The sequence below is a fragment of the Celerinatantimonas marina genome, from assembly GCF_046054165.1.
Lineage (GTDB): Bacteria > Pseudomonadota > Gammaproteobacteria > Enterobacterales > Celerinatantimonadaceae > Celerinatantimonas.
Map to the genome: position 1 here is coordinate 93,834 of NZ_JBFNXK010000006.1, position 25,092 is coordinate 118,925.

Annotated in this window: 18 protein-coding genes; 5 read left to right on the forward strand and 13 right to left on the reverse strand. The window is 45.5% G+C overall.

From position 1 onward, the window contains the following. The first annotated feature begins 46 nt into the window (after positions 1-46). Positions 47-385, forward strand: a complete 339-nt coding sequence (locus tag ABUE20_RS08305; RefSeq protein ID WP_408619422.1) for a PTS fructose transporter subunit IIB — start codon at positions 47-49, stop codon at positions 383-385. A gap of 10 nt (positions 386-395) precedes the next feature. On the opposite strand, the gene ABUE20_RS08310 is transcribed toward ABUE20_RS08305, so the two are convergent. Beyond that, entirely contained in the window at positions 396-1,295 is a 900-nt protein-coding gene (locus ABUE20_RS08310) for a helix-turn-helix transcriptional regulator (RefSeq protein ID WP_408619423.1), read from the reverse strand. Between the two features lie 519 nt (positions 1,296-1,814). Between ABUE20_RS08310 and ABUE20_RS08315 the strand changes: the two genes are divergently transcribed. Beyond that, positions 1,815-2,216, forward strand: a complete 402-nt coding sequence (locus ABUE20_RS08315) for an NUDIX hydrolase (protein WP_408619424.1) — start codon at positions 1,815-1,817, stop codon at positions 2,214-2,216. Positions 2,217-2,257: 41 nt separating this feature from the next. Here ABUE20_RS08315 and ABUE20_RS08320 read toward each other — a convergent pair whose 3' ends face one another. From ABUE20_RS08320 to ABUE20_RS08355, 8 genes are all read right to left on the reverse strand, one after another. Further along, positions 2,258-3,166 (reverse strand): GGDEF domain-containing response regulator, encoded by a 909-nt coding sequence (locus ABUE20_RS08320; RefSeq protein ID WP_408619425.1) that lies wholly within the window; start codon positions 3,164-3,166, stop codon positions 2,258-2,260. 198 nt (positions 3,167-3,364) lie between these two features. After that, positions 3,365-6,085 (reverse strand): response regulator, encoded by a 2,721-nt coding sequence (locus tag ABUE20_RS08325; protein ID WP_408619426.1) that lies wholly within the window; start codon positions 6,083-6,085, stop codon positions 3,365-3,367. 282 nt (positions 6,086-6,367) lie between these two features. After that, positions 6,368-7,147, reverse strand: coding sequence for an avidin/streptavidin family protein (locus tag ABUE20_RS08330; RefSeq protein WP_408619427.1), 780 nt, complete (start codon positions 7,145-7,147; stop codon positions 6,368-6,370). Between the two features lie 9 nt (positions 7,148-7,156). Next, positions 7,157-8,350 (reverse strand): pepsin-like aspartic protease, encoded by a 1,194-nt coding sequence (locus ABUE20_RS08335; protein ID WP_408619428.1) that lies wholly within the window; start codon positions 8,348-8,350, stop codon positions 7,157-7,159. Positions 8,351-8,533: 183 nt separating this feature from the next. Next, positions 8,534-9,769 carry a hypothetical protein gene (locus tag ABUE20_RS08340; RefSeq protein WP_408619429.1) on the reverse strand — a complete coding sequence of 412 codons (1,236 nt, stop codon included), beginning with the start codon at positions 9,767-9,769 and terminating at the stop codon, positions 8,534-8,536. Beyond that, positions 9,769-10,389, reverse strand: a complete 621-nt coding sequence (locus tag ABUE20_RS08345) for a condensin complex protein MksE (RefSeq protein WP_408619430.1) — start codon at positions 10,387-10,389, stop codon at positions 9,769-9,771. The genes ABUE20_RS08340 and ABUE20_RS08345 overlap by 1 nt, the downstream gene beginning before the upstream one ends. Beyond that, positions 10,386-14,048, reverse strand: coding sequence for an ATP-binding protein (locus tag ABUE20_RS08350; RefSeq protein ID WP_408619431.1), 3,663 nt, complete (start codon positions 14,046-14,048; stop codon positions 10,386-10,388). Before ABUE20_RS08350 ends, ABUE20_RS08345 begins: the two co-directional genes overlap by 4 nt. Before the next feature lie 793 nt (positions 14,049-14,841). Then, positions 14,842-15,687 carry an alpha/beta fold hydrolase gene (locus tag ABUE20_RS08355; protein WP_408619432.1) on the reverse strand — a complete coding sequence of 282 codons (846 nt, stop codon included), beginning with the start codon at positions 15,685-15,687 and terminating at the stop codon, positions 14,842-14,844. Between the two features lie 808 nt (positions 15,688-16,495). Here ABUE20_RS08355 and ABUE20_RS08360 point away from each other — a divergent pair. Beyond that, positions 16,496-18,106, forward strand: coding sequence for a methyl-accepting chemotaxis protein (locus ABUE20_RS08360; protein ID WP_408619433.1), 1,611 nt, complete (start codon positions 16,496-16,498; stop codon positions 18,104-18,106). 84 nt (positions 18,107-18,190) lie between these two features. On the opposite strand, the gene puuE is transcribed toward ABUE20_RS08360, so the two are convergent. The 3 genes from puuE to ABUE20_RS08375 are packed head-to-tail and all read right to left on the reverse strand — an operon-like array spanning position 18,191 to position 20,547. Beyond that, a complete protein-coding gene (puuE, locus tag ABUE20_RS08365; RefSeq protein WP_408619435.1) occupies positions 18,191-19,120 on the reverse strand; it encodes an allantoinase PuuE in 930 nt (309 codons plus the stop codon). Positions 19,121-19,132: 12 nt separating this feature from the next. Next, positions 19,133-19,864 (reverse strand): aspartate/glutamate racemase family protein, encoded by a 732-nt coding sequence (locus tag ABUE20_RS08370; RefSeq protein ID WP_408619437.1) that lies wholly within the window; start codon positions 19,862-19,864, stop codon positions 19,133-19,135. An 11-nt stretch (positions 19,865-19,875) separates the two neighbouring features. Continuing rightward, on the reverse strand, positions 19,876-20,547 hold the full coding sequence (locus tag ABUE20_RS08375) for a GntR family transcriptional regulator (protein WP_408619438.1): 672 nt from the start codon (positions 20,545-20,547) through the stop codon (positions 19,876-19,878). A 272-nt stretch (positions 20,548-20,819) separates the two neighbouring features. Here ABUE20_RS08375 and ABUE20_RS08380 point away from each other — a divergent pair, with 272 nt between their 5' ends. After that, positions 20,820-22,262, forward strand: coding sequence for an NCS1 family nucleobase:cation symporter-1 (locus ABUE20_RS08380; RefSeq protein WP_408619440.1), 1,443 nt, complete (start codon positions 20,820-20,822; stop codon positions 22,260-22,262). Between the two features lie 136 nt (positions 22,263-22,398). Here the strand turns inward: ABUE20_RS08380 and ABUE20_RS08385 are convergent, their stop codons facing one another. Continuing rightward, positions 22,399-23,739: an aminotransferase-like domain-containing protein gene (locus tag ABUE20_RS08385; protein ID WP_408619441.1), complete on the reverse strand. Its 1,341-nt coding sequence runs from the start codon at positions 23,737-23,739 to the stop codon at positions 22,399-22,401. A gap of 451 nt (positions 23,740-24,190) precedes the next feature. Here ABUE20_RS08385 and ABUE20_RS08390 point away from each other — a divergent pair, with 451 nt between their 5' ends. Beyond that, positions 24,191-25,069: an NAD(P)-dependent oxidoreductase gene (locus ABUE20_RS08390; protein ID WP_408619443.1), complete on the forward strand. Its 879-nt coding sequence runs from the start codon at positions 24,191-24,193 to the stop codon at positions 25,067-25,069. The last annotated feature ends 23 nt before the right edge of the window (positions 25,070-25,092 follow it).

Here is a 25,092-nt window from a genome sequence, read left to right on the forward strand (position 1 = left end):
AAAAACGGCCGATCCGCCGTTTTTGGCTCAAAACCAAGGAGACCTTGTGTTCATAGTTGCTGTCACAGCCTGTATGTCCGGAGTTGCGCATACCTATATGTCGGCCGAGAAAATTGAAAAACTCTGTGCGGCACGCGGGATCCGTATCCGGGTTGAAACACAAGGCGCATTAGGGACCGAAAATAAACTGACGGAAGACGATATTGCCAAAGCCGATGTCGCTTTACTCATTACCGATATCAATGTTGAAGGCGAAGAACGATTCACTCATTGCCGACAAATCCGCGTTTCAACCAACATTTTTTTACGAGAAGCGAACCGGGTGATGAAAACCATTGAACAGATCTCCGGTTTATCTCCACAAACCTGTATCCATATTACCTAAAGCTTCGCTTTTATTGCTGCAAACTGTGGTAATGCACCCGATATTGCGAAGGGGAGCGGCGCGTCTGCTGTTTAAATAAACGGCAAAAATAATTACTATCGTTAAACCCGCAATGCATAGCTATTTCTTTTACTTTCAAATCATACTGTTTCAGCAATTCTTTCGCATGTTCTAGCCGGACATAATTTAAATACTCGTTAAATGACAAATGAGCTTCTTTACGAAATAGATGCGACAGATAGCTAGGCGAAATATAAAAAGCCTGAGCCAGACTTTCCCGGGTCATAGGGCTTTGATAATGCGTTCCGATATGATTACGAATTGCTTCAAATAAGGCTTTACTGCGCGATAAATTTTCAATGGGATGATGAATCAGATCCAGCACCGAGCTCAGCACCGCTCGCACCAACAACAATGCCGTTTGCTGATCGAATTGTTGCAGGCTCAATTCGGTAAGCGACTGCAACATAAAGGCCGTTGTTCTTGGGCCACGGCGTAGTACATGATATTTTCCCATCGAAGTAAATTGCTGCCCATTCCAGTCCATAACGCTAAAACCTAAACGCTGCTTGCCAAATAACAGACTTAACGTTCTGACGGGTTGATCCCAATCGGGTTCATTCCAACCATCTTTCGGCACAAACAACACCATTTGAGGTGTCTGCACAATCGAACGGGATTCTTGATCTTCTCCGGCAACCGTCATGCAAACCTGCCCCGAAATCACCAACTCTAAGCGGGGAAAATCGACATGATACGCCAGTGAAGATGGATGCCCGGACGCTCTGGCATATTCAATCTGCCGCAAGCCGCTGCTGTCTTGGATCCACCGACTGAGCATCCGTTCGATATCCATCAACGTCACCGGCGCATAGATACCATCTGAAATAGGGGGTTGCTCTTGATTCATCAGGCCTCTCCATACACCTTAATCTCACGTCATTGTACCGAAAAAAGACCCGCATATCCGTGACATCTATCCGCAAGAGAGCCGCCTCTGGCCATTAAAGAAACCATCCACGTTGGGATAAAACATGGCTGACAATGTTTACCCTCTTAAGTGGTCTTCAGGATTATTAAACGACAAGAATCATGTATTATTCTCATTAAGATCCAGATGTATTGGCCGTCCACCGAAAAAGAGTCAACTTGGCAGAAATTGTGAGTCGACCAATAAAAATTGGGGTACGATCCCTTCAAAAGTGAGCGCCTATTGACCTTCTGTGGTTGCATATTGTTCCCATAAAACATTTTGAATGCAGTGCAAAGCACACAGCCAAATTAGATTTGGCACTAATGGTCCGTAACCAAGAACAACACGGGTTCAAACGATCAAGGGCGGTGAGGCTTTCTTTCATTCCTATCCGTTGAACCCGTTTGAGAATCACGGTACTCTGCCATTTATTGAATCATCAAAGAAATACTGCGAATGACAGCCATCATCGATAAACTAGCCTGGATCCATATTCAGAATCGTAAAATATTATTAACTCGCTCTTACGGGAAAACATTATTTTATCTGCCGGGCGGCAAACGAGAAGCCGGGGAAAGCGATCAACAAGCATTGCTTCGGGAAATTCAGGAAGAACTCAGCGTTGCACTTCAAGCCGATTCACTACGCTATGCTCAAACATTCCGCTCTCAGGCCGATGGCAAAGCGGAAGGCATTGACGTCCAACTCACCTGTTATTTTGGACAAGCTGACGGGCTCCCCCAAGCCAGCTCAGAGATAGAACAGCTCGCTTGGGTAGATAGTAGCAATCAACAACTTTGCTCGCTGGCCGCGCTTCAGGTTTTTCATTGGCTTAAACAGCAGGATTTAATCGATTAACCAAAGCAGTACCCGCCCCGAATCAGGAGACACTTCGGGGATCATAAAAAAAGTTCTTCAGACCAGATGACACAGTTTTTCCCTCGATCTTTGGCAACATAAAGCGCTTTATCCGCTTTCGAAAATAGATCGGAACTGGAGCTCGTATCGATCGGAATACACGTTGAGCCACCAGCACTTACGGTGATGTCCGTTTCACGGGCAATAAGCGCGACCGCAGCCATGATCAGCTGCCGAGCTTGTTCCTGCGGATAGTTCGGCAACAAAGCCACAAATTCTTCTCCGCCAAAGCGGGAGATCAATAGTGATTCATCCGCAAAATGCCGGGCCAGTAAATCAGAAACCTGCTGCAATAACAGATCCCCGGCATCATGTCCGAACTGATCGTTGTAACGCTTAAAATCATCAATATCAAAAATCGCTAGTGAGAGCGGATGCTCGGTCTGAATCGCTTTCAACCACTCTTGACTCAAAATTCTCTTATAATGTCGACGATTGGCCAGCGAAGTCAGACTGTCACTGTTAGCCAAATGCTCCAGCATATTCCGCTGATGCACTAATTGTAGATGCGTCTGCACCCGAGCTTTGACGATCCCCGGATGAAAGGGTTTAAAAATATAATCAGCAGCACCAAGCAATAACCCTTTTTCTTCATAGTGTTCATCACTCAAACCCGTGATGAAGATCACCGGCACCGAATGAGTCGGCGGGTATTGCCGTAATGCCGATAACGTATCAAATCCATTCATCCCTGGCATTTTCACGTCCAGAATAATCAAATCCGGCACACTACTTCGCACTTTCCGCAGCGCCTGCTCACCACTTTTTGCTAAGATAACGTTCACTTCACTGCGCAGTAAGTTACTCAGTACTTTTAAATTAATCACTTCGTCATCGACGATTAACACGCGTTGGGTCCGGCCTGTTTGCTGTTCTACCGCTATCACCATCCACTCACCTAATTCGATATTTGCTGCGAATCATAATAGGAATACCTCTCCCCGGAACGATCAAACCGGTAGATAGCCGAATCGGCCATTTTATTTTTCGTTGTGATAAACCAGATAGCCTAAGAATAGACCTGATTTATATCAGTAGGCGTATCTAAATATCCAATCCTTTAGCGACTTATGCCCTACCATTAAAATTTACGGTAGCTCATTTTTCCATCGAATTGCAATCTCAAATGCTTTTTCAAATTCGACATCGTTAACATATTGGCTCATTTGCATCACCCGGACCAAAGCATCTGGATAATGACGGACACGAGACATTAATGATTTCAATGTAACTTCGACTGAAAAATCAGACTGTTGCAATTGTTCCAACAATATTTCTAAATCCGCAGCCGTTAAGATTTGCGGATGATCAACCCCATGCTCCTGACGTTCCTGAAATAAGGGTGCCAACTGTTTCATGATCACCGAAAGCTCCAATAGTAGCGGCTTCGGATCCACATCCAATTGATGTTGCAACCGTTTTTCAACCTCGGTAGCCAAAGCTGACAACTCAAATGCTCCGATATACGCGGCATTCGATTTTAAAGTATGAGCCACATCCGCCAATTGCTCATCAGCCATCGTGCCGAATGCCCCTCGATCCAACCATGCGGCATATTGCTGATAGAAAGTCTCGACCAGTGACAGATACAGATCATAACGCCCTCCCAACTGTTTTAGAGCCCGAGGCACTACTAATCCTGAAATAGCCGATAACGCTGCAATTTGTAAAGATTGCGGATTCGCCACAGATTTTGTGGCCGCAGCAATAGTTGCCGGGTGAGGTAACGGTTGATGTAAACATTCCGCCAAGACCTGATATAACTCGCTCGGAGCCACGGGCTTACCAATATGAGCGTCCATCCCTGCGCTTAAACACTCATGGATGGCACTGTCACTGACATGAGCGGTCATAGCGACAATCGGCTGTCGAAAATGCATCTGTTTGCGGAGTAAACGAGTGGTCGATAACCCATCGAGCTTCGGCATCTGGATATCCATCAACACAATATCCACGGGCTGCTGTTTGAGCAATTCAATGGCCTCTTCACCATCATTGGCAATCAGCACTTCAATCCCACAGTCATCCAGATATCCCTGAGCTACCTGTTGATTCACTAAATTATCTTCCACGAGCAACAAACGATAGGCTGATAAATCAATGGGGGTTGATACTGTGCTTGGGGCATGTACCGGTCCAATACGAAATAATATTTCTTCAACGGCATCAAATAACGAGGAGGGCGAAACCGGCTTTTCTAAAAAACGACTAATTAATCCTGATTGTAAATGTTCCAGTACCGCTTGTTTCTGATAGGCAGAAATCATCAAAATCGGCGGGGGCTGGGTATGAAACAGCTTTTTGATCCGTCGGGAAGTTTCCACACCATCGATACCGGGCATTTTCCAATCCAACAGAACCGCTTCAAAAGGCCGATCGGATGTAAATGCCTGCGCGATTTTTTCAAGCGCCTGATGACCATTGGTCGCCGTTTCGACCTGATAACCTAACTCATCCAGCATACCGGTTAATGCTTTGCGGGATAATTCCAGATCATCCACCACTAAAACCTTATGTCCGCTTCCCTCTTTAAAATGCCGACTCATGGGAGATGACTCTGCGATTTTTAAAGGAAGGGCTACATGAAAACAGCTCCCCTTTCCCTCTTCACTGTCTAAAGAGATAGAACCGCCCATCAGCTGACACAATCGCTGACTAATAAACAATCCTAATCCACTGCCCCCATAACGCCGAGTAATACTATCATCAGCCTGAGCGAAGGCCCGAAACAGATGTTCCTGCTGAGCCTTGGATATTCCGATCCCAGTGTCAGTCACCTCAAAATGCAACCATATCTGATCACTTAACTGAGCCGATTCGGCATAAATTTTTAACGATACTGACCCTTGCTCCGTAAATTTAAGCGCATTCCCAATCAGATTGATCACGATTTGCTGGATCCGGGTCGGATCGCCAATCAATTTATCCGGAACGGCGGGGTCAATATCCAAGACCATTTCAATCCCTTTTTCATGGGATTTCAGATCCCCCACATTCAGGGCCTGACAGACCACCGATTCTAAATCAAATTCAATCTGTTCAATTTGGATCCCATTCACTTCAATTTTGGAAAAATCTAAAATATCATTCACCAACCGCAGCAAAACTTCCCCGGAATCCAGAATTTTAGCCACATAATCCTGCTGAATATGATCTAAGGGGGTTTTGTGTAATAGTGAGCACATTCCAAGCATCGCGTTGATTGGAGTACGGATTTCATGGCTCATCCGCGCGACAAAAGACGATTTAGCTTCCAGAGCAATCTCTAATTCCTGAGTCGTCTGCTCTAAGTCTCGAGTTCTGGATTTAACCTTGTCATCCAGATTTTTATTAATATTTTCAAGTGCCTGGCTATATTCCTGAAGCTTGATATTGGCAGCCAGCGCCATCTGCTCAGCAGCTTTGATATCGGATATATCCCGGCTGACCCCACAGACAAAAGCAGGGTGACCAGATTCATCAAAAATGGGAACGAACAAAGTGCTGGCAAACAAGTCCCGACCCGATTCAGTGACATATTGTTCAATACTCACCGGTTTTCTGGCCTCAATCGCCTCGTGATAAGCCGCATAGAGACCCTCAACAATCTCGTCATTCCAGAATTTCCGAAGGCTCAATCGGCAATACTGCTCCTCCTCCTTTAATCCCATCATAGCCCGGGAAGCCGGATTATTATCATAAAGTGAAAATTCGCCATCAGGCTCGACAGCCATAATAAACATGAAATCAGCAGAATGTTCCCACAACTGAGCAAAACACTCCTTCATCACCTGTTGGTGATCAATGTCGTCATGCGGATAAGAAGTCATTCAGTATCCTTACACCTTCCCTTTCAAAACATTACTAAAACAGCCTACAGGCCGCTTCAATCCAAGCTGCATGCTTATTAAACTGACCTGTTTTGAAAGCGTCTGTCAACAAAAATACCCAAGATCGTAAAATATCAACTAATCTATCAATATAATTGATAAATAGATATCAAGATCAAGTCAACCCTGATAGAAAACGAGCATGGAAAAGCGAAAATACAAACCGCTCATCAAAAATCATCAGCGGTTTGAAACTTATGTGAGAGATGAATATCGGAGTGACTAAGCTGTCGTCAAGCGTAGGGATGCGGCATTCGCTTGCAAATAAGCATTACCTATCGAGGTTCCATTCGCTTGCCAGGCGGTAAGGATCAGTTGAGCTTGCTGCAAATCCAGATAACCACTTAACGAAAAAGGCTTCCCGTCAGGATTCATCGTCGCTAACGAGAGACTCTGTCGGTAGGATACTCCGGCCAATGACAGCGTATCGGTAAATCCCTGAAAAGGCTGAGCCGAACCCTCCGCAAATACGATAACACCACTCACCCATCCGTAGGAATTAACGACTTTCAATTTCAGTTGGATCCCGCTGCCTAGCTCACGCCAAGAGCCATTGATCGGATTGTCGATGACTTTCTGTGGTATTTGCCAATCCAAAGAGCAGGGCTGAGCAGCCCCGGTGCGGATAAAACCCAGTTTATCCACATAATCCCCCACGGCCATATTGTCATAATCGACGGTCGCAACCAGTGAATTAATCAAGGACAGTTCACCTTGGTCATTGAGTTGTCCACAGTAGGTCGAGACCCAATGCCAGGTTCCATTATAATCACTTGGCTTAGCATTCAGAGCTTGCCAGTCAATGGATAACACCAGTGCCTGTCCCTTGTCCTGCGTCGGTTCCTGTGGAACACAACGCCCAAATACTGGATAGGTTCCCGATGCACCGGTCGTTGAAAAATAACTGCCAGTAATCACGCCCAAAGGATCCACGTTCAGATCCATAACTGAGTGATAGCTGTTCTCCCAGCGCCCAGCTAACTGATATTGTGACTCACTCATGCAAATCTCCTAACTGAAAATAGCGGCTGAAGTGGGTTGTTGAGTCTGAATGATGGGCACGCCCCCCAGTTTATTAAATAACCAGATCCCTTTCGGTTCGATCGCACCATTCGCGCCCATCTGATACTGATAAACGGTATATAAATGGTCCATCAAGACGGAACCGACTAACGCGATCTGCTCTAGCCCTTGCATGGGTTGAAACTGTGGGAACGTCTCCCCGATATGGTCCCCCGCTTCAATCGTCACCTGATAAACATCCGACGGGATCGCCAACTGCTGCGGTAACCCCTTATCATCCGGCCCCAGATCAATCGTCAGCACATCTCCTGTACGAGTGGTTTCTTCCAGCAATTTTTGCATCACCGTAGGGTCACCTTTAAACAGTGAGGATCCCGAATCCAGACACAAATAATAAGGATGTGCGCTATCACTGGCACAGATCAACTCTTGGCCCACCGTCATCGACTGAAACTCACTGGTCCAAACATAATAAAGCGATTCCACACTCGACTTTTGCCACGGCAGAAATAGATATTCATGACTCTCACAATAACGAGGGTCCAATTGACCAAAACTAACGGTTCCCTGATTAGTCGCGGCATCAGTTTCAAATGCAATCCATAAATGCGATGGATCCATGATGCCCGCTTCCAACAAAGATTCCACAAAATGAAAGGACTGATCTTCACGGCTGCGATGGATCCCACGATAAGCGATCGGTTGATGGGACGGACTACTCGGCAGGGAACTATAACTAGGGAGACCAAGACCGCCATCCCAGTTCAACTCCTGAAACTGGTTACCACTGTACTTTTTAGATAAATATAATTCAGAGTCAAGTGTCGTGATTGCAGACGCATCCACAGAAGCGACAACCGGGAAACTCATCCGATCCGCCCCCTGCTCAACCGACATGGTTCCCCAGGGTCCAAAGTCAACATCGGGATGATCAGGCTGCTGGAGTTTAAAGGTACTCGAATACTCACTATTAAATGCAAGCCCCCCATAGTGCTGACGATCAGCCACCGGACTCACCCCCGAAGAGACCCAGTTAAAGTTACTGCCGGTATCCAGCGCTATTTTTAGGATCTGAGGCGGCGTACCAATGCCGATCTGAGCATACCAAGGTGTAGCCCCGTTGGACTGATAAGGCCCCCGAAACAAAGTTAACGACAGTCCCGACGATGATGGATCATTCATTGCTACAACATCCTTATTAACAAAATAATTAACCTAATAAGTTTCTTCGGCTTTGTCGACCAGCCATGTCAGTTTTTACAAAAAAGAGACTGAACGACCTCTCAGTAGGGAATCAACGCAAGGGAATCAGTCACAACGGGAAATCCACGGTCGTGAACGATTCAGAAAGGGGAAAGGGGCCTGTCAGACCACTTTTTTGATCAAGAGATCCTCAATCAATCGCAGGTCATTATCCGCTGATGCCTTTTGCTCACACATCTTAAGTTCGAGGTGTCGCTGCAAATGCCTCGGTAACGACTGATACTCAGCAATAATCTGATACAACCACATCTCGCTATCCCACGAAAGCGAGTGGGTCGTCAGATAATCCAATGCACTGATGCGCTTCCCGGACTGAGCGACATCCAAATAAAACTGTTCAACTGCGGCCTTTAACGCCTGCTGGCGCAAAGCCACCGCATCATTCACCGGAAGACTGGCCCCTGCAATAGAGGCCGGAGCCGAGAGTTCCTCAGCAGACAGCGATCGAGGTACGGCTTTCACAATCTCAGCCAATTGCACTTGGTCACTACTGCGATCCAATGCAATAGCTGCGGCCGGGATGATAGCTTCTGCCACATTAAACAACCTGGGGAGCTCACTGCGATTCGGATAATCCAATGGTCGATAGCCCGGATGTTGCCGTAAAAAGGCAACGGTATTGGCGATCAGAAGTGAACGAGATTGCTGTTGCCGGAACTTCGCCAACAACTCGACAAGTCGCTTTTGAACCTCAAGCAAACTACTGTGATGCGCACTCAATTGCATCTGTAGCTGACTCACCAATAACTTACGCAGCCCATTACTCCCTTCGCAAAGGCCGATCAGTTCTTCAAAATCGATCAGTTCCAAACCATCCAGTAGGCGTCGCAGTTGACTTTGCGCCCGCTCATTTTCACGGATTTTATCTTCAAGTGTGGCGACAAAACCAAAATCACTATTGAGCCGATGCCATAGACTATCAATCGCCTCGGCAAACTGACCACTTAAATCATGGACCTGTTCAGTTAAACGCTGCAACTGAAGTTCAGCAATCGCATAATCCCCTTGTTGCTCGGCGCGGCGATAAGTGCCAACGCGATGGCGAAGTTGCTCCAGTTTATCCGCAACATCCGCATTGATCTGACGCCGATTTTCATCGGCGATCATGCTAGCGATCAGCTCACTCATCAAAGGCCGTAACATCAGTGGTTGATCGGGGCTCGGTCGCCACAAAATACGTGCATCGATCAGCTTTTTCAGTGCCAATTCACTGACGGCATTTTCTGGAACCTGCCCCTCGACATAAGCACTCATTAACACCTGATGATGCTTACCCAAGAGCGCCAGCCGTTTAGCACCCACTTGAAAAATCGCCGAAGTCGGCGCCATTTCACTCATCAGAGCAGGCCCTCCTGAGTGGGTTCACTCTCGATCGGCAGATGTTCTTCACTACGGATAAACTGGATCAGTTCAATCAGATAGTCGATCTTCCCGGTCACAATATAATACTGACGTTCCGTATGTGGCTGGAGCAAATACCCATGCTCTTTCAGCCGGCGGAAGATCAGTTTAATTTGATTATCCAATGCTTCACTGTGACTATTAAAAAACCGATCTGCGGCCAATTGATTCAGCCGCTGACGCAGACTTTGGTTATCTTCGCAGCGCAGCACAAACTCCTGTAACTTCAGGGTATCCCCCGCACTGAGCGCCCGATCTTGCCCCATCGCTTCCTGTACCAATTGCATCCATTCCAGCAGCGGTAATAAAGCCTGAATCGTCTCGTTAAACTGGCGAGTGAGTTGTTCACGGGCGGCACCGTTGAGCTCCACATATCCTAAAAAAAATACGGAACCATCGGTACTGGCCACCAAACGACGGTTTAATGGCCGTAAATAGTGATCAATATCCTCATGTGTCTTAAGGTCACTTAAATGTCGAAAAGCATCCTCATCACTGACCTGACAGATAAATTCACCACGCAGTAAACGCTCTAATAACGGGCCGTGTTGGATCATGAGGGGATCTCCATCGTTTGCGCCAAAGTTTGGGCCAGCGGGCTCAGTTTCGGTTGGATCCGCTTCAGTTGACGCTGCGTGGGATCCTGCTGATTCACGGCCAGCAGATAACGATGTGAAAAGAGCATCAAAACATCTGATTCCGGGTTCGGAAACGCGCCGACAATAATAATTTGATTATCACTACAAGCCTGAAAGAGTTTCTCAACATTGTGATAGGCGAGTGTCCCAATTTCATCGATCGGCCAATGGATCGTCACCACCGCATCACCGCGCATCAATCGCGTAAATGCCAGCAAATACTTACATAAAATCAGATACGCCATTCCGTGGCTGGATGATTCAAGCAATTGCCGATCATTTTTAATCACCAACTCGGAGCCACTTTCCCGAAGATGTAGTTCTAAACGCAAGAGCGATTCCATCTGATATTGTTCGTTAGCTCGCAGCAATTCGACCACATCAGCCAAAGCATCTAAATACGCATCGGAAGGCAGTGCCTTACCCGATTGGCTCCATTCATCATACAGATTGGCAAAATGCTTCAATGGTTCCCAAAAGCCGAGTTCATCGATCGTCGAAATGATTTTTACCTCTGAGCGCTCAATGCCTTCCAACGTGAGATCATCGGCCACCGCATCACTGAGTCGTTTACTCTGGCGTGCAATCCGCTGATTGATATCCCGAAACACAATAAAGAATTTTTTTAAATCACCGCCGATATTTTCGCCCATTTCCAGCAATTGCCGCTGTTGATCACGCAAAATATGCAGCAAATTTCCCAAAATATGCAGTGATGCGCGAAGGGGACTATTTTCCGGTAGCTTACGTTTCTCATAATCAAGACGATCTAAAAACTCAACTCCAGCATCTTTACTCAACAGTAATTCAAACTGTTCCAACTGATCTCGCAGCTGTTTTTCCAATTGACTACGCGAGGCCAGAGTTTCACTGGCACGGCTCATCCGCTCGGTCAGATCACTACCGGCCGCCAGCGACTGCTGCGCCGGGGCCAAATCCAACACGCGCAACTTCGTCAAGAGTGGCGTCAATTGCTGCACCCAGCTTTCAGCATAATGCAACTCATTCTGACACTGCTCTTTACGCTCATCTAAGCGCTGACGCTGTTGGGTGAAATCGCTATGCAGGTGCTCAAGCTGACTCACGCACTGTCGCTGCATCTGTTTAAGTTGAGTTTCCTCTTCAAGCAATTTAGGCCGGTACTGTTGCCAGTCCAGCTCCATAAAACGCTGCCATTGCACCAGCTCATCCAGACGAGCCGCCACGGATTCAATCTGAGTCTGCAGTTGCTGCTGACGCTGTTTGGATTGCGCAATCCGGCTCGGATCAACCCCTTTATCCGACAATTCTTCATTAAAGGCCTGTTCTAGCTCTTGAAGCTGAGCCCGATGGCTATCCCGTTTTTGTTCCAGCTGTCGTTCCAGCATCTCAATTGCATCATCAACGGTTTGCAGCTCACTTTCCCAATCCAGCTGAAACTCTAGTTTCTGCGCCTGATAATCATCATTTAAGGCGGTCAACGCTTTATCTTGGCGCTGCTCAATTTGCTGTTGTTGCGCACGCGCATTTTCAAACTGTTCCCGCCATTTACATTGGTTTTTCACATTGAGTTGCTGGAGCTCATCACGCAAGCGATCCCGAGCTTCGCGGGCATAATCGATATCCTGTTCAGCTTGCGTCACCTGCCACTGAGCTTGCTCAACCTGCTCACGCAATAATTGGCTATTTTCGTGACATTGATTGAGCTCTTTTTCGGCGTGTTGCTGTTTTTGTTGCAGGGATCCAAGCTGCAATTCAGCTCGGTGTAGCTGTGCAGTTAGCTCGGTCTCATCTTGCGCATATTCAGGCGCATCAATCACATTGAGATCCAGACGGACACCCAAAATAGTCTCACCCGCGTCGTCAAACTGCGGTGAAAGATCGGTACGTTCTAATAAACTGGCTTCAATCACTTTACCGAAGCGCTGCTCCCAGCCGGGCTGATGCTGTCGGAGCAGCTGACGCAGCGTTCCTTCTTGAGGGGTCAGCTGAGTTTGCAACTGTGCGAGCGCCTGCTGCTGTTGCCGCACACTCAACCGCATCTGTGAGAGCGCCTGATCAGCTTTTTCACGAAGTTCACGGCTTTGCTGCCATTGTTGCTGCAAACGAGCCTGTTGCCGACTGACGCTCTGATAGTTTTGTTGTAGCTGCTCCAAACGCAATTCGGCCTGTTGTAGAGGTTCCAACTGCGCCGGCGTCAATGAGGAATGATTCAGCTGACTTTCCAAGACGGCAATTTCACTGAGCGTATCGGTAATTTGTTGATGAAATTGGTTTTGCAGGTGTTGCCGCTGGCTTTGATAGTCATGCTCATGGTCGCTACGTTTTTGCTGTTGACGCTCACGCAAGGCATCTTTTTGCTGTTGCAAATCGCGGGTTTTGACCCGATGCTGCTCACTTAAACGCTGCAACGCATCGCCCAGCTTTGCCTTACGCTGGGCTAATTGACGTTCAATATCCTGATGCTGTTCCAGCATTAAATGATGCTGTTCTTTGAGCTCTTCCAACGTTTCACGCCACAGTGGCAACGATGCACTATCTCGCTGTAACTGGGGCATATTTTGGTTTTCATAATCATCAAACCGTTGCTGCAAATTGTCTAACCGGATCGTTTTTTCTTGTAAATCCGCATCAACTCGGCTCTGTTCGGCCTGCGCAACATCTCGGGCGGTTACATATTGTTCCCGTGTTTTTTTGAGTTCGTCACGAACCTGAGCCAGTTGCGCTTGAGCGTCGGCGAAAAGACGTTTTTGCTGCTCATAGTCCTTTTCAAGTACCGGCAATAATTGGGCTAGCTGGAGCTCATGTCCCGCCAATTGCACAGCCAATTGCTGGAGCATCTCAAAATTTTGTTGCAACGGTTCAAGACGCATCGACTGACGCATCTGCTGGATCCATTCCCGTGCTTTGGTATTTTTTACTTTGGTGGTCGGCAACGTGACGCCATCTTCCTCAAAAATCGCAGCCAGCATCGATTTCAGCGTATCCATTTTGCCTTCTTTAGCATGCACGGCACTGACCAGTTTTTCGATGTGCCGCAGCCGATGAGGACCACTCACCAGTCCGTATTCAGCCGCAAGCCGACGCAGTCGCAAACTATCCGAATGATTACCACGCAGCCCGGCAACATCATTCTGAATAATGCTACGATACTCACTCGTGGCACTGATTTTAGGAGAAATCTGCACATCGGGATATTGACGCATCGCAGCCGCCCACTGCGCATAAGCTCGAGCGGTTAGCCCTTGCTCACTTTGAATTAAATAGTGCTCACTTTGATAGGGTGCCCCGACAAACCGATACTCCACCCCACCCTCACTTTTACGAGTCAACACCACCTGACAGAGACTTTGATCGTCACGCTGATATTCGTAAATGATGTAACTATTTCGATAAGGCAGATAAAATTCATCAAATTTTTTACGAGTTTTCGGCACCACTCGATTAGGTTGCTCCCCATAAAAAACCGGGATCAATCGTTGCAATGTGGTTTTTCCGGAAGCATTAGTCCCACAAAAATTGGTATGTGCATCAACATCAATTTCAACCACCCCGGCCAGGTGGGTATGCAGCAAAATAATGCGGTGTAGCTGTGACATGCAAGCCCTTACTTATTCATAAATTTTTTAATGGGAGCACCCCATAGATGAGACGAACAGGATCAACCCGTGATCTGACTAACCACTCAGAGTCATCCGTGCAGCCCCCAATACAAAAAGGCTTTTGATCCGTGATGACTTAATCTCGCCTACCACACTTTCGGACACAGCAATCTTCAGATTACCTGCGGATTTTAATGCAGCGTCACAGACCCCAGTTTTGTTCAAAATGCGTTGTATTTGAACAAAGACTCAACCATAAAAGATCAGCAGATCCTAGCACTTATTATTCATGGTTCCCTATAAAACGCCAGTAAGTTACATCATGAAAGGTTAAAATCGAAGCGAAAAATCCAATAGGCAGAAATATGGAAGGATTAAATTTAGCGAATTCTTATCGCTCTTATTCACGACGTCGTGAACATACAAAATATCTCATCTAGTGATGCGATCCGATGAGTCATAATAGGACTATATTGGCAAAGCTGCACAGTATTACCTACAGTCAACCTAATCTGTATGAATATTTATCAGATTCATTTTATCAGTCATTTAAATCGATTATTAAATAATCGCTATTATGCGATATAATTTATTCACCTCAAGATATGTTTTTATATATTTTAAATAGCCATGTGATAAATATATAATCAATTTTAAAGTTGAATACCTGATAAAAATAAAGGGTAAACCGATGATAATCTCTATATTATGACTTAAATAAGGCTTATTAATGTTAAAATTATAACCATTATTCAGCTATTCCCAACCACCGAATACCCTTTTGAATCATTTAGGCAATTTGTCGAACCGGGGCAGACTGATTAAAAAATGTCAGTAATTCTCTTCCAACCGCTTCAGAGGACTCTTTACTTTCCAGATCGAGAAAATGTCCCGCCTGAGGAATACCACAAAAACGACAATTTTTGAGATAATCTCCCATCACTTTAATATCTTCTAACGTCGTGTACTCGTCTTTTTCACCATTAATAAACAGTAGTGGAATATCAATTTTATCAAACATAGAGACATAATCCTGATGGTCCAGTTTCATGATCTGTTCAATATGGAAGATAACCTGTGCATACGTTTCTTCACTCAGCTGACAAAGATGACGGTAGTTAACCCGTTTCAATGCCCGAGGTAGATACTTACCGATTTCCTGATTCAAAAGTTCAGATGAAGCTTCAAATTGATGGTTTTCCATCAATGCCTTAGCACGTATCACATAGCTATACATCGCTTTATTCAACCTCGTTGAAAAGGCCGTAATAACAGCCCGTTTAATCGAACTGGGTCGATGTGACAATGTCATCAATGATGCCAGTCCTCCCCATGAAACGGATATAAGATTATCAGGCTGATAGTGCTCAATTAACTCTTCAAGAATCGCAACTTCATCTTTTTTAGTAATCAATTTCAGCCCCGGATTATGAGGTGCAGAATTACCAATAAAAGGAAGATCAAATAAGATTAAATTCATTTTATCTTTTAAATTACGAACTGTCGCAGAAAAAGATGCTGTCGTTGACATGGCTCCGTTGACTAAAATAGCGCTCTCTTTTGCCATAGGGCTATAGTAACATTCAACGTATATATTTCCTTTACTACTTTTAAATATTTCAGTGTAATTAGCCATGATTCCGTTCCTATTTTATTCATCTTTGAATGGAAAGTGATCATTAATTAAACACCCAGTTGACCTTTGGGTATTTAATATATCTTGATAGATGTAGAGCAAAAGCAAAGCGGGAAATCCCTTTGCAGATATAAGAGCTTTTCCTATCTCACGGCAGATAGTAACATACTAATCAATTATAATTAACCATTAAATCATTAGTTTTTGATAAAAAGATCATTATAATATTCTACAAATCGCCTCCTAATGGGGGAGTCAAGCAGAATAAAATAATTATAGCGCTGTATATCCCTCTTTATATTGTGTCAATTCCATTATTCATCCGAACAATATAGTGGAGCATATTGCTTCAACTTTGCATTCGTTATGACGCTTAACCGGCATCCGATCAATCTTATAAAAGAGACAGATTTATTTTTCAAAAATAATGGCTTTATCATCAATCGACACACACTCAATCAATCGTTCTATCCCACCCCAATAGACCTCACTCACATGCAGTCCAAAAGCCGAGGGGGAAATTAACCCCCAAGGCAAATTCAGAATTTGAATGGATTTAGGTACAAGGATCTCCTTATGATTTGTAATCGATTACACTTTAATTTGTGATCTACGTTTATTTTTTTACATCCTATTTAACAGAACCTGTCTTAAACACATTATTATTGCAACACAGTTCAATAATTTGGTCAGAATCCATTGTCATCTGGATTCTGAGTCTGCAGATTAGTATACGAAATATCAGTATTTCTAGTTCAAACAGGGCGACAGAGTAAGGATGTTGCTATCAACACGTCCAGGAGATCTTATGGGTGCCATCTACCGTCGATTCAGACTCACCACTCTCATTTCATTACAAAGTGGCGTTATCATTTTAGTCCTTCTTTTAGGTGCTTTAGTGGCAACGTATACACTGACGAATAAAATTGAAAGTTATGAGAAAATGACGCTAGTACGTCAGGTTACCGTCATCGGTCATGTAGCCACAAAAATGTCCGGTAACTTTATCGCTCTGAAATATCTAATCAATGCGGCTCGTTGGGGTAAAGATAACTCCGGTTATTACGTATTGGTTGATGGAAAAAGCGGGCGGATCTTAATTGATCCTCACGATCATAAAAAAGAAGGAAAGGTGATCGAATCAATCCAACTGACCAGCCATGAAACGCTGCAACAAGCCATTGCCGAAGTAAGCCAAACGAACCAACCTCGTTTAGTTGAATACATGATGTTGAATCCACTCACTCAGAAAAAAGAACCAAAGGTCTCTTATCTCTACCCGGTCAATCAAGATCAACCGGTATTAATCGGTGGATCATTTTTAAGCACCTCAAATCAGTTATCCAAACGGCTTACCATTGGGATTTTTTCCATCATCGGAGCTTGTTGCCTCTTTCTGTTAATCAGTATTTTCGGAATTTCCCGACATATCCGGCAACGCATTAAAGGGTTAAAATTCGGTATTGCTCAGGTAACCGATGGCAAATTCACCCAATCAACACAGCTTCAGGGGAAAGATGAATTTGCAACGCTGGCCCAATATCTGGATCAGGGTCGCCAAAAACTCAATGATTTGATGCAAGAACAAGTTCTCATGGGGGAACATGTGACCCAAGCATCGGAACAGATTGATCAACGTCTGAATCAAGCTACCCAGAAAACTAACGAGTTGCTTCATCAAACCGACCAGCTACAGCAAGCCATGCAACAAATCTTAGAAGGCGTGGGTGAAATTCAGGATAACACTCGTGATACGTCAGAACAGGCCCAACAGACTTTCCAGGAAAGTCAAAGTGGACAGTCGCAGCTAAAAGAAGGGGTTGAGTTTATGACCCGCTTGCATGAACAGCTCGGGCATAGCCAAGAAGCGATCGAATCGGTGAATAATGGTGTGACTACGATCCAGTCCATCGTATCAACGATTGCCCAGATCTCCGAACAAACCAACTTGTTAGCCCTGAATGCAGCCATTGAATCAGCTCGGGCCGGTGAACACGGACGCGGTTTTGCCGTTGTCGCCGACGAAGTGCGTCAGCTGGCATCCCGAACTCAACAAGCTACCGAGCAAATAGCCCAAATGATCCAAGAATTGCAAACCCAAGCCGACGAAGCCGTTTCCGGTAGTCAGCAAGGTATTGCGATTGCGAGTGATTGCTTACAAGTGATTGATAAAACAGGTGAACGTTTCAGTACGATCCTTTCCGGTGTCAACGATTTACGAGAACGGAACGGAAACATCGCTGAAGCAACCACCCAACAATCCCAAATATGCCAAGATATGAGCAGTTATGTGCATTCATCGAATCAGCATCTTGATATGCTCAATGAAAATCTTCAGGAGATTGCACTCAATAGTAAATCCCTGAAAGAACAGACCCATCAGCTCGATCAAACGATGTCTCATTTTGAACTTTGCTAACATCGAGACGATTTCGTTGATGCCATGAACAACAGGCCCGATTTCGGGCCTGTTTTAATTTAAATGTAAGATAAATAGCTGAGATTATTCAGGACAATATGGATGATGTTTTCGCCAATGCTCAGCAATCTCAATCCGCTGGGCCACCCAAACATCCGGTTTACTCTGAATATAATCGAGGAACATCTGCAATGCTTTAAAACGCGAAGGTTTACCGGTAATCCGGCAATGTAAACCCACGGACATCATTTTTGGTGTCTGCTCACCTTCACGATACAGGCAATCAAAACTATCTTTAAGATACGAGAAAAACTCATCAGCATGGCTAAAGCCATAGGGTGAAAAGTAACGCATGTCATTATTATCTAGCGTATAAGGCACAACTAAATGGGCTTTATCTTCACCATTTTCCCGATAAGGCATCCAAAAAGGCAGATCATCTGCATAGCTGTCAGAGTCGTAACTAAAACCACCTTGTTCTAAAACAAGCTGCCGTGTATTCGGGGAATCACGCCCGGTATACCATCCCAAAGGATGGTTTCCTAACAGTTGCTGGTAGATGGCCAGCGCTTCGCGCATCTGTTCCCGTTCCTCTTCAATCGGCATATTCTGATAGTGGATCCATTTAAGACCGTGGCCACAAATATCATGCCCTTGTTCAATCAGGGCTGCAGTAACATCTGGGTTACGCTGAAGGGCACTCGCAATGGCAAAAACGGTTAAGGGTAATTTCCGACGCTGAAATTCATTTAAAATTCGCCACACGCCCGCCCGAGACCCATAATCATACAGGGATTCCATACTCAAATGGCGATCAGGATACGCTTCGGCTCCAAACATCTCCGATAAAAACGTTTCACTGTGACTGTCCCCATGCTGCACTGAATTTTCGCCGCCTTCTTCGTAATTCATTACAAACTGGACTGCGATACGAGCGTTTCCTGGCCAACAGACCTGCGGCAATTGCTGAGCATAACCGACATAATCACGCGCATTTGAAAACTGAATCGACATCTTGATAACTCCTTAACGCTGGCTCCAATGTTGATAGCGTCCTTTGAATAACTTCGGATATGGCGCACCATATTGGCCAGACTTGGCAATAGATAAACCTAATTGAGACAATGATTCGGCCAACTTAACCGCTGCGCATACCCCATCGATCACCGGAACGCCCAATGTTCCCGACAGTTCTCCAGCCAAATAAGCCATTCCGGCACAGCCCAATACAATCGCCTCGGCGCCTTCGGCTAGGGCTCGCCGACAATCACTGAGCAATAGCTCATAATGCTCACCGGATAACTGCTCCAGATCGAGTACCGCTAAATCACTGGCATAAATCCCACTGCACTGTTGCTCAAACCCATAGCGACCTAGCAAATGTTCTGCGGTCGCAATAGTGCGTTTCATGGTCGTCACCACCGCAAACCGATAGCTCACCAAAGTGGCCAAATGAAATGCAGCCTCAGCGATCCCGATCACCGGTACCGATGCTATTTCACGGGCAGCATCTAAACCGGGATCACCAAAACAAGCAATGATATGGGCATCGACGGCTAAGGTTTCAGCTTTTTGGATCTCATCTAATAAAGCCGCTGACGCAATCACTTCGTCACGAGCACACTCAATGGATAAAGGTCCATGTTCGGGTTCCCGCGGGAGGATTACCGTTGATGGCAGCGCAACCGCTTTGGCCGCTTCGGCCATCTGTAACGTCATGGCCTGACACGTATTCGGATTAAGTAAGTGGATCTGCATGAGATCTCCAATCAGTTCAAGGGCTGGAAAATTTTCTGAAAATCGACACCGGTGACAGCGGTATCCTTAAACTGGAGAGACTGCTTAATCGCCTGTAGATGGCGATCCATCCATTGTATCGAGGGGGCAATCTGTTTGGCTTCCAGCATATGTAATAATTCATGATGGCAGCCGCAGTCACATCCCACACTATGTCGGGAGCCATAAACAGCCACCACCAATGATGAACGATAAGCTAACTGCCGTACAAAATCCGCCATCACTAAATTGCCGGATAATGCAGCTAGTTCAATATGAAACTGTGCGGTCAAATCAATCTGAACCGCCAAGTCACTCCGTAATTCCGGATCATTTTCCTGCTCAACAATCCGCACCAGACGACTGTATCCCCGGGGACTCCAATTCTGAATCACCCCTTCAATCAATAACGGTTCCACCATAATACGGCTGTCAATCACCTGCCGCGCTTCGTCTACCGAAGGCCGGGCAACATGCGCCCCTTTGTTTGGCTCAATCGTGACAAACTTCTCCAAGGCCAGTCGCTGTAACACTTTACGAACACCCGTCCGGCTAATCTGGAATGTTTCGGCCAGCTTATCTTCTGGCAACCGCAACCCCGGAGCCAACTGATGTTCGACAATAGCTTTCAGCATCTGTTGATAGATTTGTTGATCTCGTTTCATACTGTTCAGACAATTTCGTACGATAAACATCATTGTATACAATTAAAAGTCATTTAGGCTATCAAAGATTGCTACAAATTCATTTTCCCCTCATAGCTAGAAGATAAAGCACAAAAAAAGCGCATTACGGGATGCATTTTGCTCTAGTTTTGTGCAAAACATAATGACCATTCTCTGGTAAAAAACAATATTATCTTAATTATCAATCTATTATAAACATGGCATCAAGATTGTATAAATTATTGTATACAATCTTAAAAAGGATTTGGATCATGAGTGACACGCAACTCCCATTGAGTCCCAACTTAAGTAACCGTGATTTAGCCCCGGAAAAAAATCAGAACTGGAGCTGGTATAGTATTTTTGCGTTTTGGATGTCGGACGTCCACAGCGTAGGCGGTTATGTCTTTGCAGCTAGTTTATTTGCCCTTGGCTTAGCCGGATGGCAAGTATTTGTCTGCCTATTGGCGGGGATTATGATCGTTTACCTATTTGCCAATCTGATGGGAACCCCCGGGCAAAAAGCTGGAATTCCATTTCCCGTAGTCTGTCGACTTTCTTTTGGGATCAAAGGTGCCAATATCCCAGCGATTATCCGAGGCCTCATCGCCGTGGTTTGGTATGGGATCCAAACTTATCTGGCCTCCAGCTCTTTCATTATTTTGGCACTTTACTTTTTTCCACAGTTGCAAAGTTTAGAATCCGTGAGTTTCCTTGGATTATCGGCACTCGGTTGGATGGGTTTCCTATTTATGTGGATTGCTCAAGCCTTTGTATTTATGTTTGGCATGCGCATGATCCGCAAAGTGATCGACTATAGTGGGCCCGCTATTTATGTCGCCATGTTCGCATTATGCGCTTACATGATCTATCGTACTGGATGGTCAGCCCTCAACTTTGACTTGGGAACCAAAACACTTTCTGGTTGGGGTGCTCTTAAAGAGATGGTGATCGCCATTGCCCTCGTCGCCGGTTATTTTGCCGGGCCCACGCTCAACTTTAGCGACTTTGCCCGTTACTGTAAAAGTCCCAAACAAATGCGTCTTGGCAACGTGTTGGGATTACCACTAAACTTTATCATATTCTCTGTTTTCAGCGTCGTCATCGTAGCCGCATCCGTCCCTTTGTTTGGACAGATGATTACGGATCCAATTGAAACCGTGCATCGCCTCGACTCCGGCTTAATTACGGTTTTGGGGGCGCTGACTTTTATTTTGGCTACTATCGGGATTAATATCGTAGCGAATTTCGTCTCTCCGGCTTTTGATTTTTCGAACGTTTCACCGCAAAAAATTGGCTTTAAAACAGGTGGATTTATCGCAGCTATCGGCGCGCTGCTCATCACTCCGTGGAACCTATTCAACAACCCGGACATGATCCACTACACCGTGGATCTTCTGGCAGCCTTAATCGGTCCTCTATATGGCATTGTATTAACAGATTATTTCAAAATAAAACGCCAGAAAATTGATGTTCAGGCACTCTATAGTGAATCGCCAAAAGGGTGCTACTGGTATGAAGGCGGATTTAATAAACGGGCTATTTTAGCACTTATCATCGCCGGGGCAGCGTCAGTTCTCACTTCGTTTGTCTTTACTGAGCTAGCCAATTTCTCTATTTTTATCAGCGGCATTATTGCGGCGGTCAGCTATCAGTTACTGATGACTCGTTCCAGTGAAGTCGTTAATCTGGCCCAGAGCCGCAGCCAGATATAAGCTTGAATAAGCAGAGGCGACATACTCCCAGTTGTCTCTGCTCCATTCATGAGCCCAACGACGATTCACTATCGCCAAAATCATAAAAGCCCGGGGATAATATCCTACCGGGCTTTATCATCAGTAAACGTCACACTCAAAATGGAAATATCGTATTCATATCGCAAAGTATCAGCGTTCTAATCATCTCTAACCCTTGCTGCAAACGCGTTTCATCAGCAATCGCCATTAATGACAAACGGATCGCTTCAACGCCTTGATTGGAGACATCAAAATAACTACCACTACTGACAATAATATTCCGATTTTTCGCTTCCATCACAAACCGCTCAGGACTCCAGCGATGAGGCAATTTCAGCCATAGATGGTATCCGGAAGCCGTATATTCCAAATCAGCCAAAATTTGGCTTGCCATCTCCTGCCGTGTTAAGGCCAACTGCCGCTGATTTTCAGACATCTTAAATGCTTCTCCCGACTGGATCAGCGCGCTCGCAATGGCAAAATTTAACGGAGAAGCCAGCCAGATACTGGTTCGAATATGGCTTTGGATCACCGCAATTTGAGATTCCGGCACTTTCAGATAGCCGCAACGCATCGCCGGACTAATGGCCTTTGAAAGACTGGAAATATGAAACGCATACTCCGGTACTAAATTGCTAATCGGTGCAATGATCGCCGCATTAAGAAAGCTATAGATATCATCTTCGATCAGCCAGAGATGGGCTTTGCGGATCACGGCAGCGATTTGTTCTCGCCTGACTTTGGGCATAGTGATCCCGGTTGGATTTTGGTGCGATGGGATCACAATCACCAGCTTCGGTTGTGCCTGTTCAATCACGGTTTCCAATCCCTGCACCGACATTCCCTGAGCATCCGATGGTACAGCAACAATTTGTCGCCCGGTCTGGTGAGCTAATGCAATAATCCCCGGATAAGTTAATGACTCCACCGCAATCGTATCTCCCGGCCGAGTCAGCGCCTCAATCACTAATGATAACGCATGCTGAGCCCCATCAGTCAGCAGCGTATTTTGAGCATGACCGCCGGTTAATCCATAATGTCGGGCCCATTCAACCCCCGCCTGACGATGGATTTCATGGCCTGAATATTCCGTGTATCCAATCAGATCCGACTGTAATCGCTGACTTACTCTCTGCATTGCAGTTTGCAACGCCGACACATTCAAAGGCAGACAGGGCTGTAAAATTGAAAAATTATATTCAGCCTCATCATCCGGAGCCTTAATGACCTCATCTAAATGAGAATGGCCACAAACAAAAGTACCTTTGCCGACATAGGATTCAACTAGCTGTTTATCGGCTAATAATTGGTAGGCTTTGGCGATGGTCACCGGTGTTGTGGCAAGCTCCTGAGCCAAGACCCGGTGGGGCGGTAGCTGGCTATTGGGCGAGTATGTGCCATTGAAGATCCGAGTCTCAATAATCTCTGCGATTTTTTTAAATTTTATCTCTTTCATAAAGGCCCCACCTCTTTTACTTATGTCAATGTTCAGCCAAGACAGCAAAATGATTGACATATGATAGATATACCAATTAGACTCGAACCACTTAATTGACATATGTCATTTCGCGAATCAAATAAAATTCGTCTATGACCTCGCACATACGGCTCTGTTGTAGCCGTTTTTACAGGGAATTAACGCATCAGGTGCATGATTAATTCCCATAATAGCCGGTAGCAAAGGATATCTGTGTCGAGCCAAAATACTCATATTAACAATATGACATATGTCATTATCAATTTTTTGGATTTATAAGCTAGGTTAAATTGCTTTTATAACCATGCCAATCATAGCGAGATAACAAATTGAACTCAATTGAGTTACTCAATGATGCCCCAGACATCGCCCTGTAACTCATGAACCACTAAAAAACCGTTGAATTGTGAATAAACGCAGAGGAAATAAGATGACACTCAAAAGTTATGCCTTTATTGGATTAGGCGTTATGGGCTACCCGATGTCAGGCCACGTTGCCACTGCCGGCTATCCAACCCGAGTCTATAACCGAACTCCCACTAAAATGGCGCAGTGGAAGGCAATTTATCCCGGTCAAATTTGTACCGCACCCAGCCAAGCGGCCATCGGTAGTGATATCGTTGCTCTGTGTGTGGGCAACGATCAGGATGTCAGAGAAGTGGTTTATGGTCGCAATGGTGTTCTAGCCACCATGAAACCGGGAAGTATCCTCATCGATCACACCACCACTTCCGCTGAGCTGGCAATAGAACTCAATGCAGCCTGCCAACGCCAACAGATCCACTTTATTGATGCCCCCGTTTCTGGGGGCCAATCCGGTGCCGAGCAAGGAACGTTAACCATTATGTGTGGCGGAGAGCAGACCATTATCGATGCCATTCGTCCCATTTTATCCTGCTATGGCCAACAGATTTCCTATCTTGGGACCGCCGGTCAAGGCCAGCGCTGCAAGATGATCAATCAAATCTGTATTGCTGGCATCTTACAAGGGCTCAGCGAAGCACTGCTGCTGGCCCAGAAATCAGAATTAGATATCACCCAAGTTATCCATACACTGAAGCTGGGAGCCGCCGGTTCATGGCAGATGGAAAACCGGGCCCAAACAATGACCCAAGATTCATTTGATTTTGGATTTGCTATCGACTGGATGCTTAAAGATCTCAATATATGCCGGCATGAAGCCCAAAAACACCAGTTGCAACTCCCCATGACCGATGCAGTTTATACACGTTATCAGTCATTGCAAGCTCAAGGATTAGGGCGAATGGATACCTCCGCTCTCATCAAAGCCTGCACGCTAGCCGCTTAGATTCTTAAATTCATCACAATCAC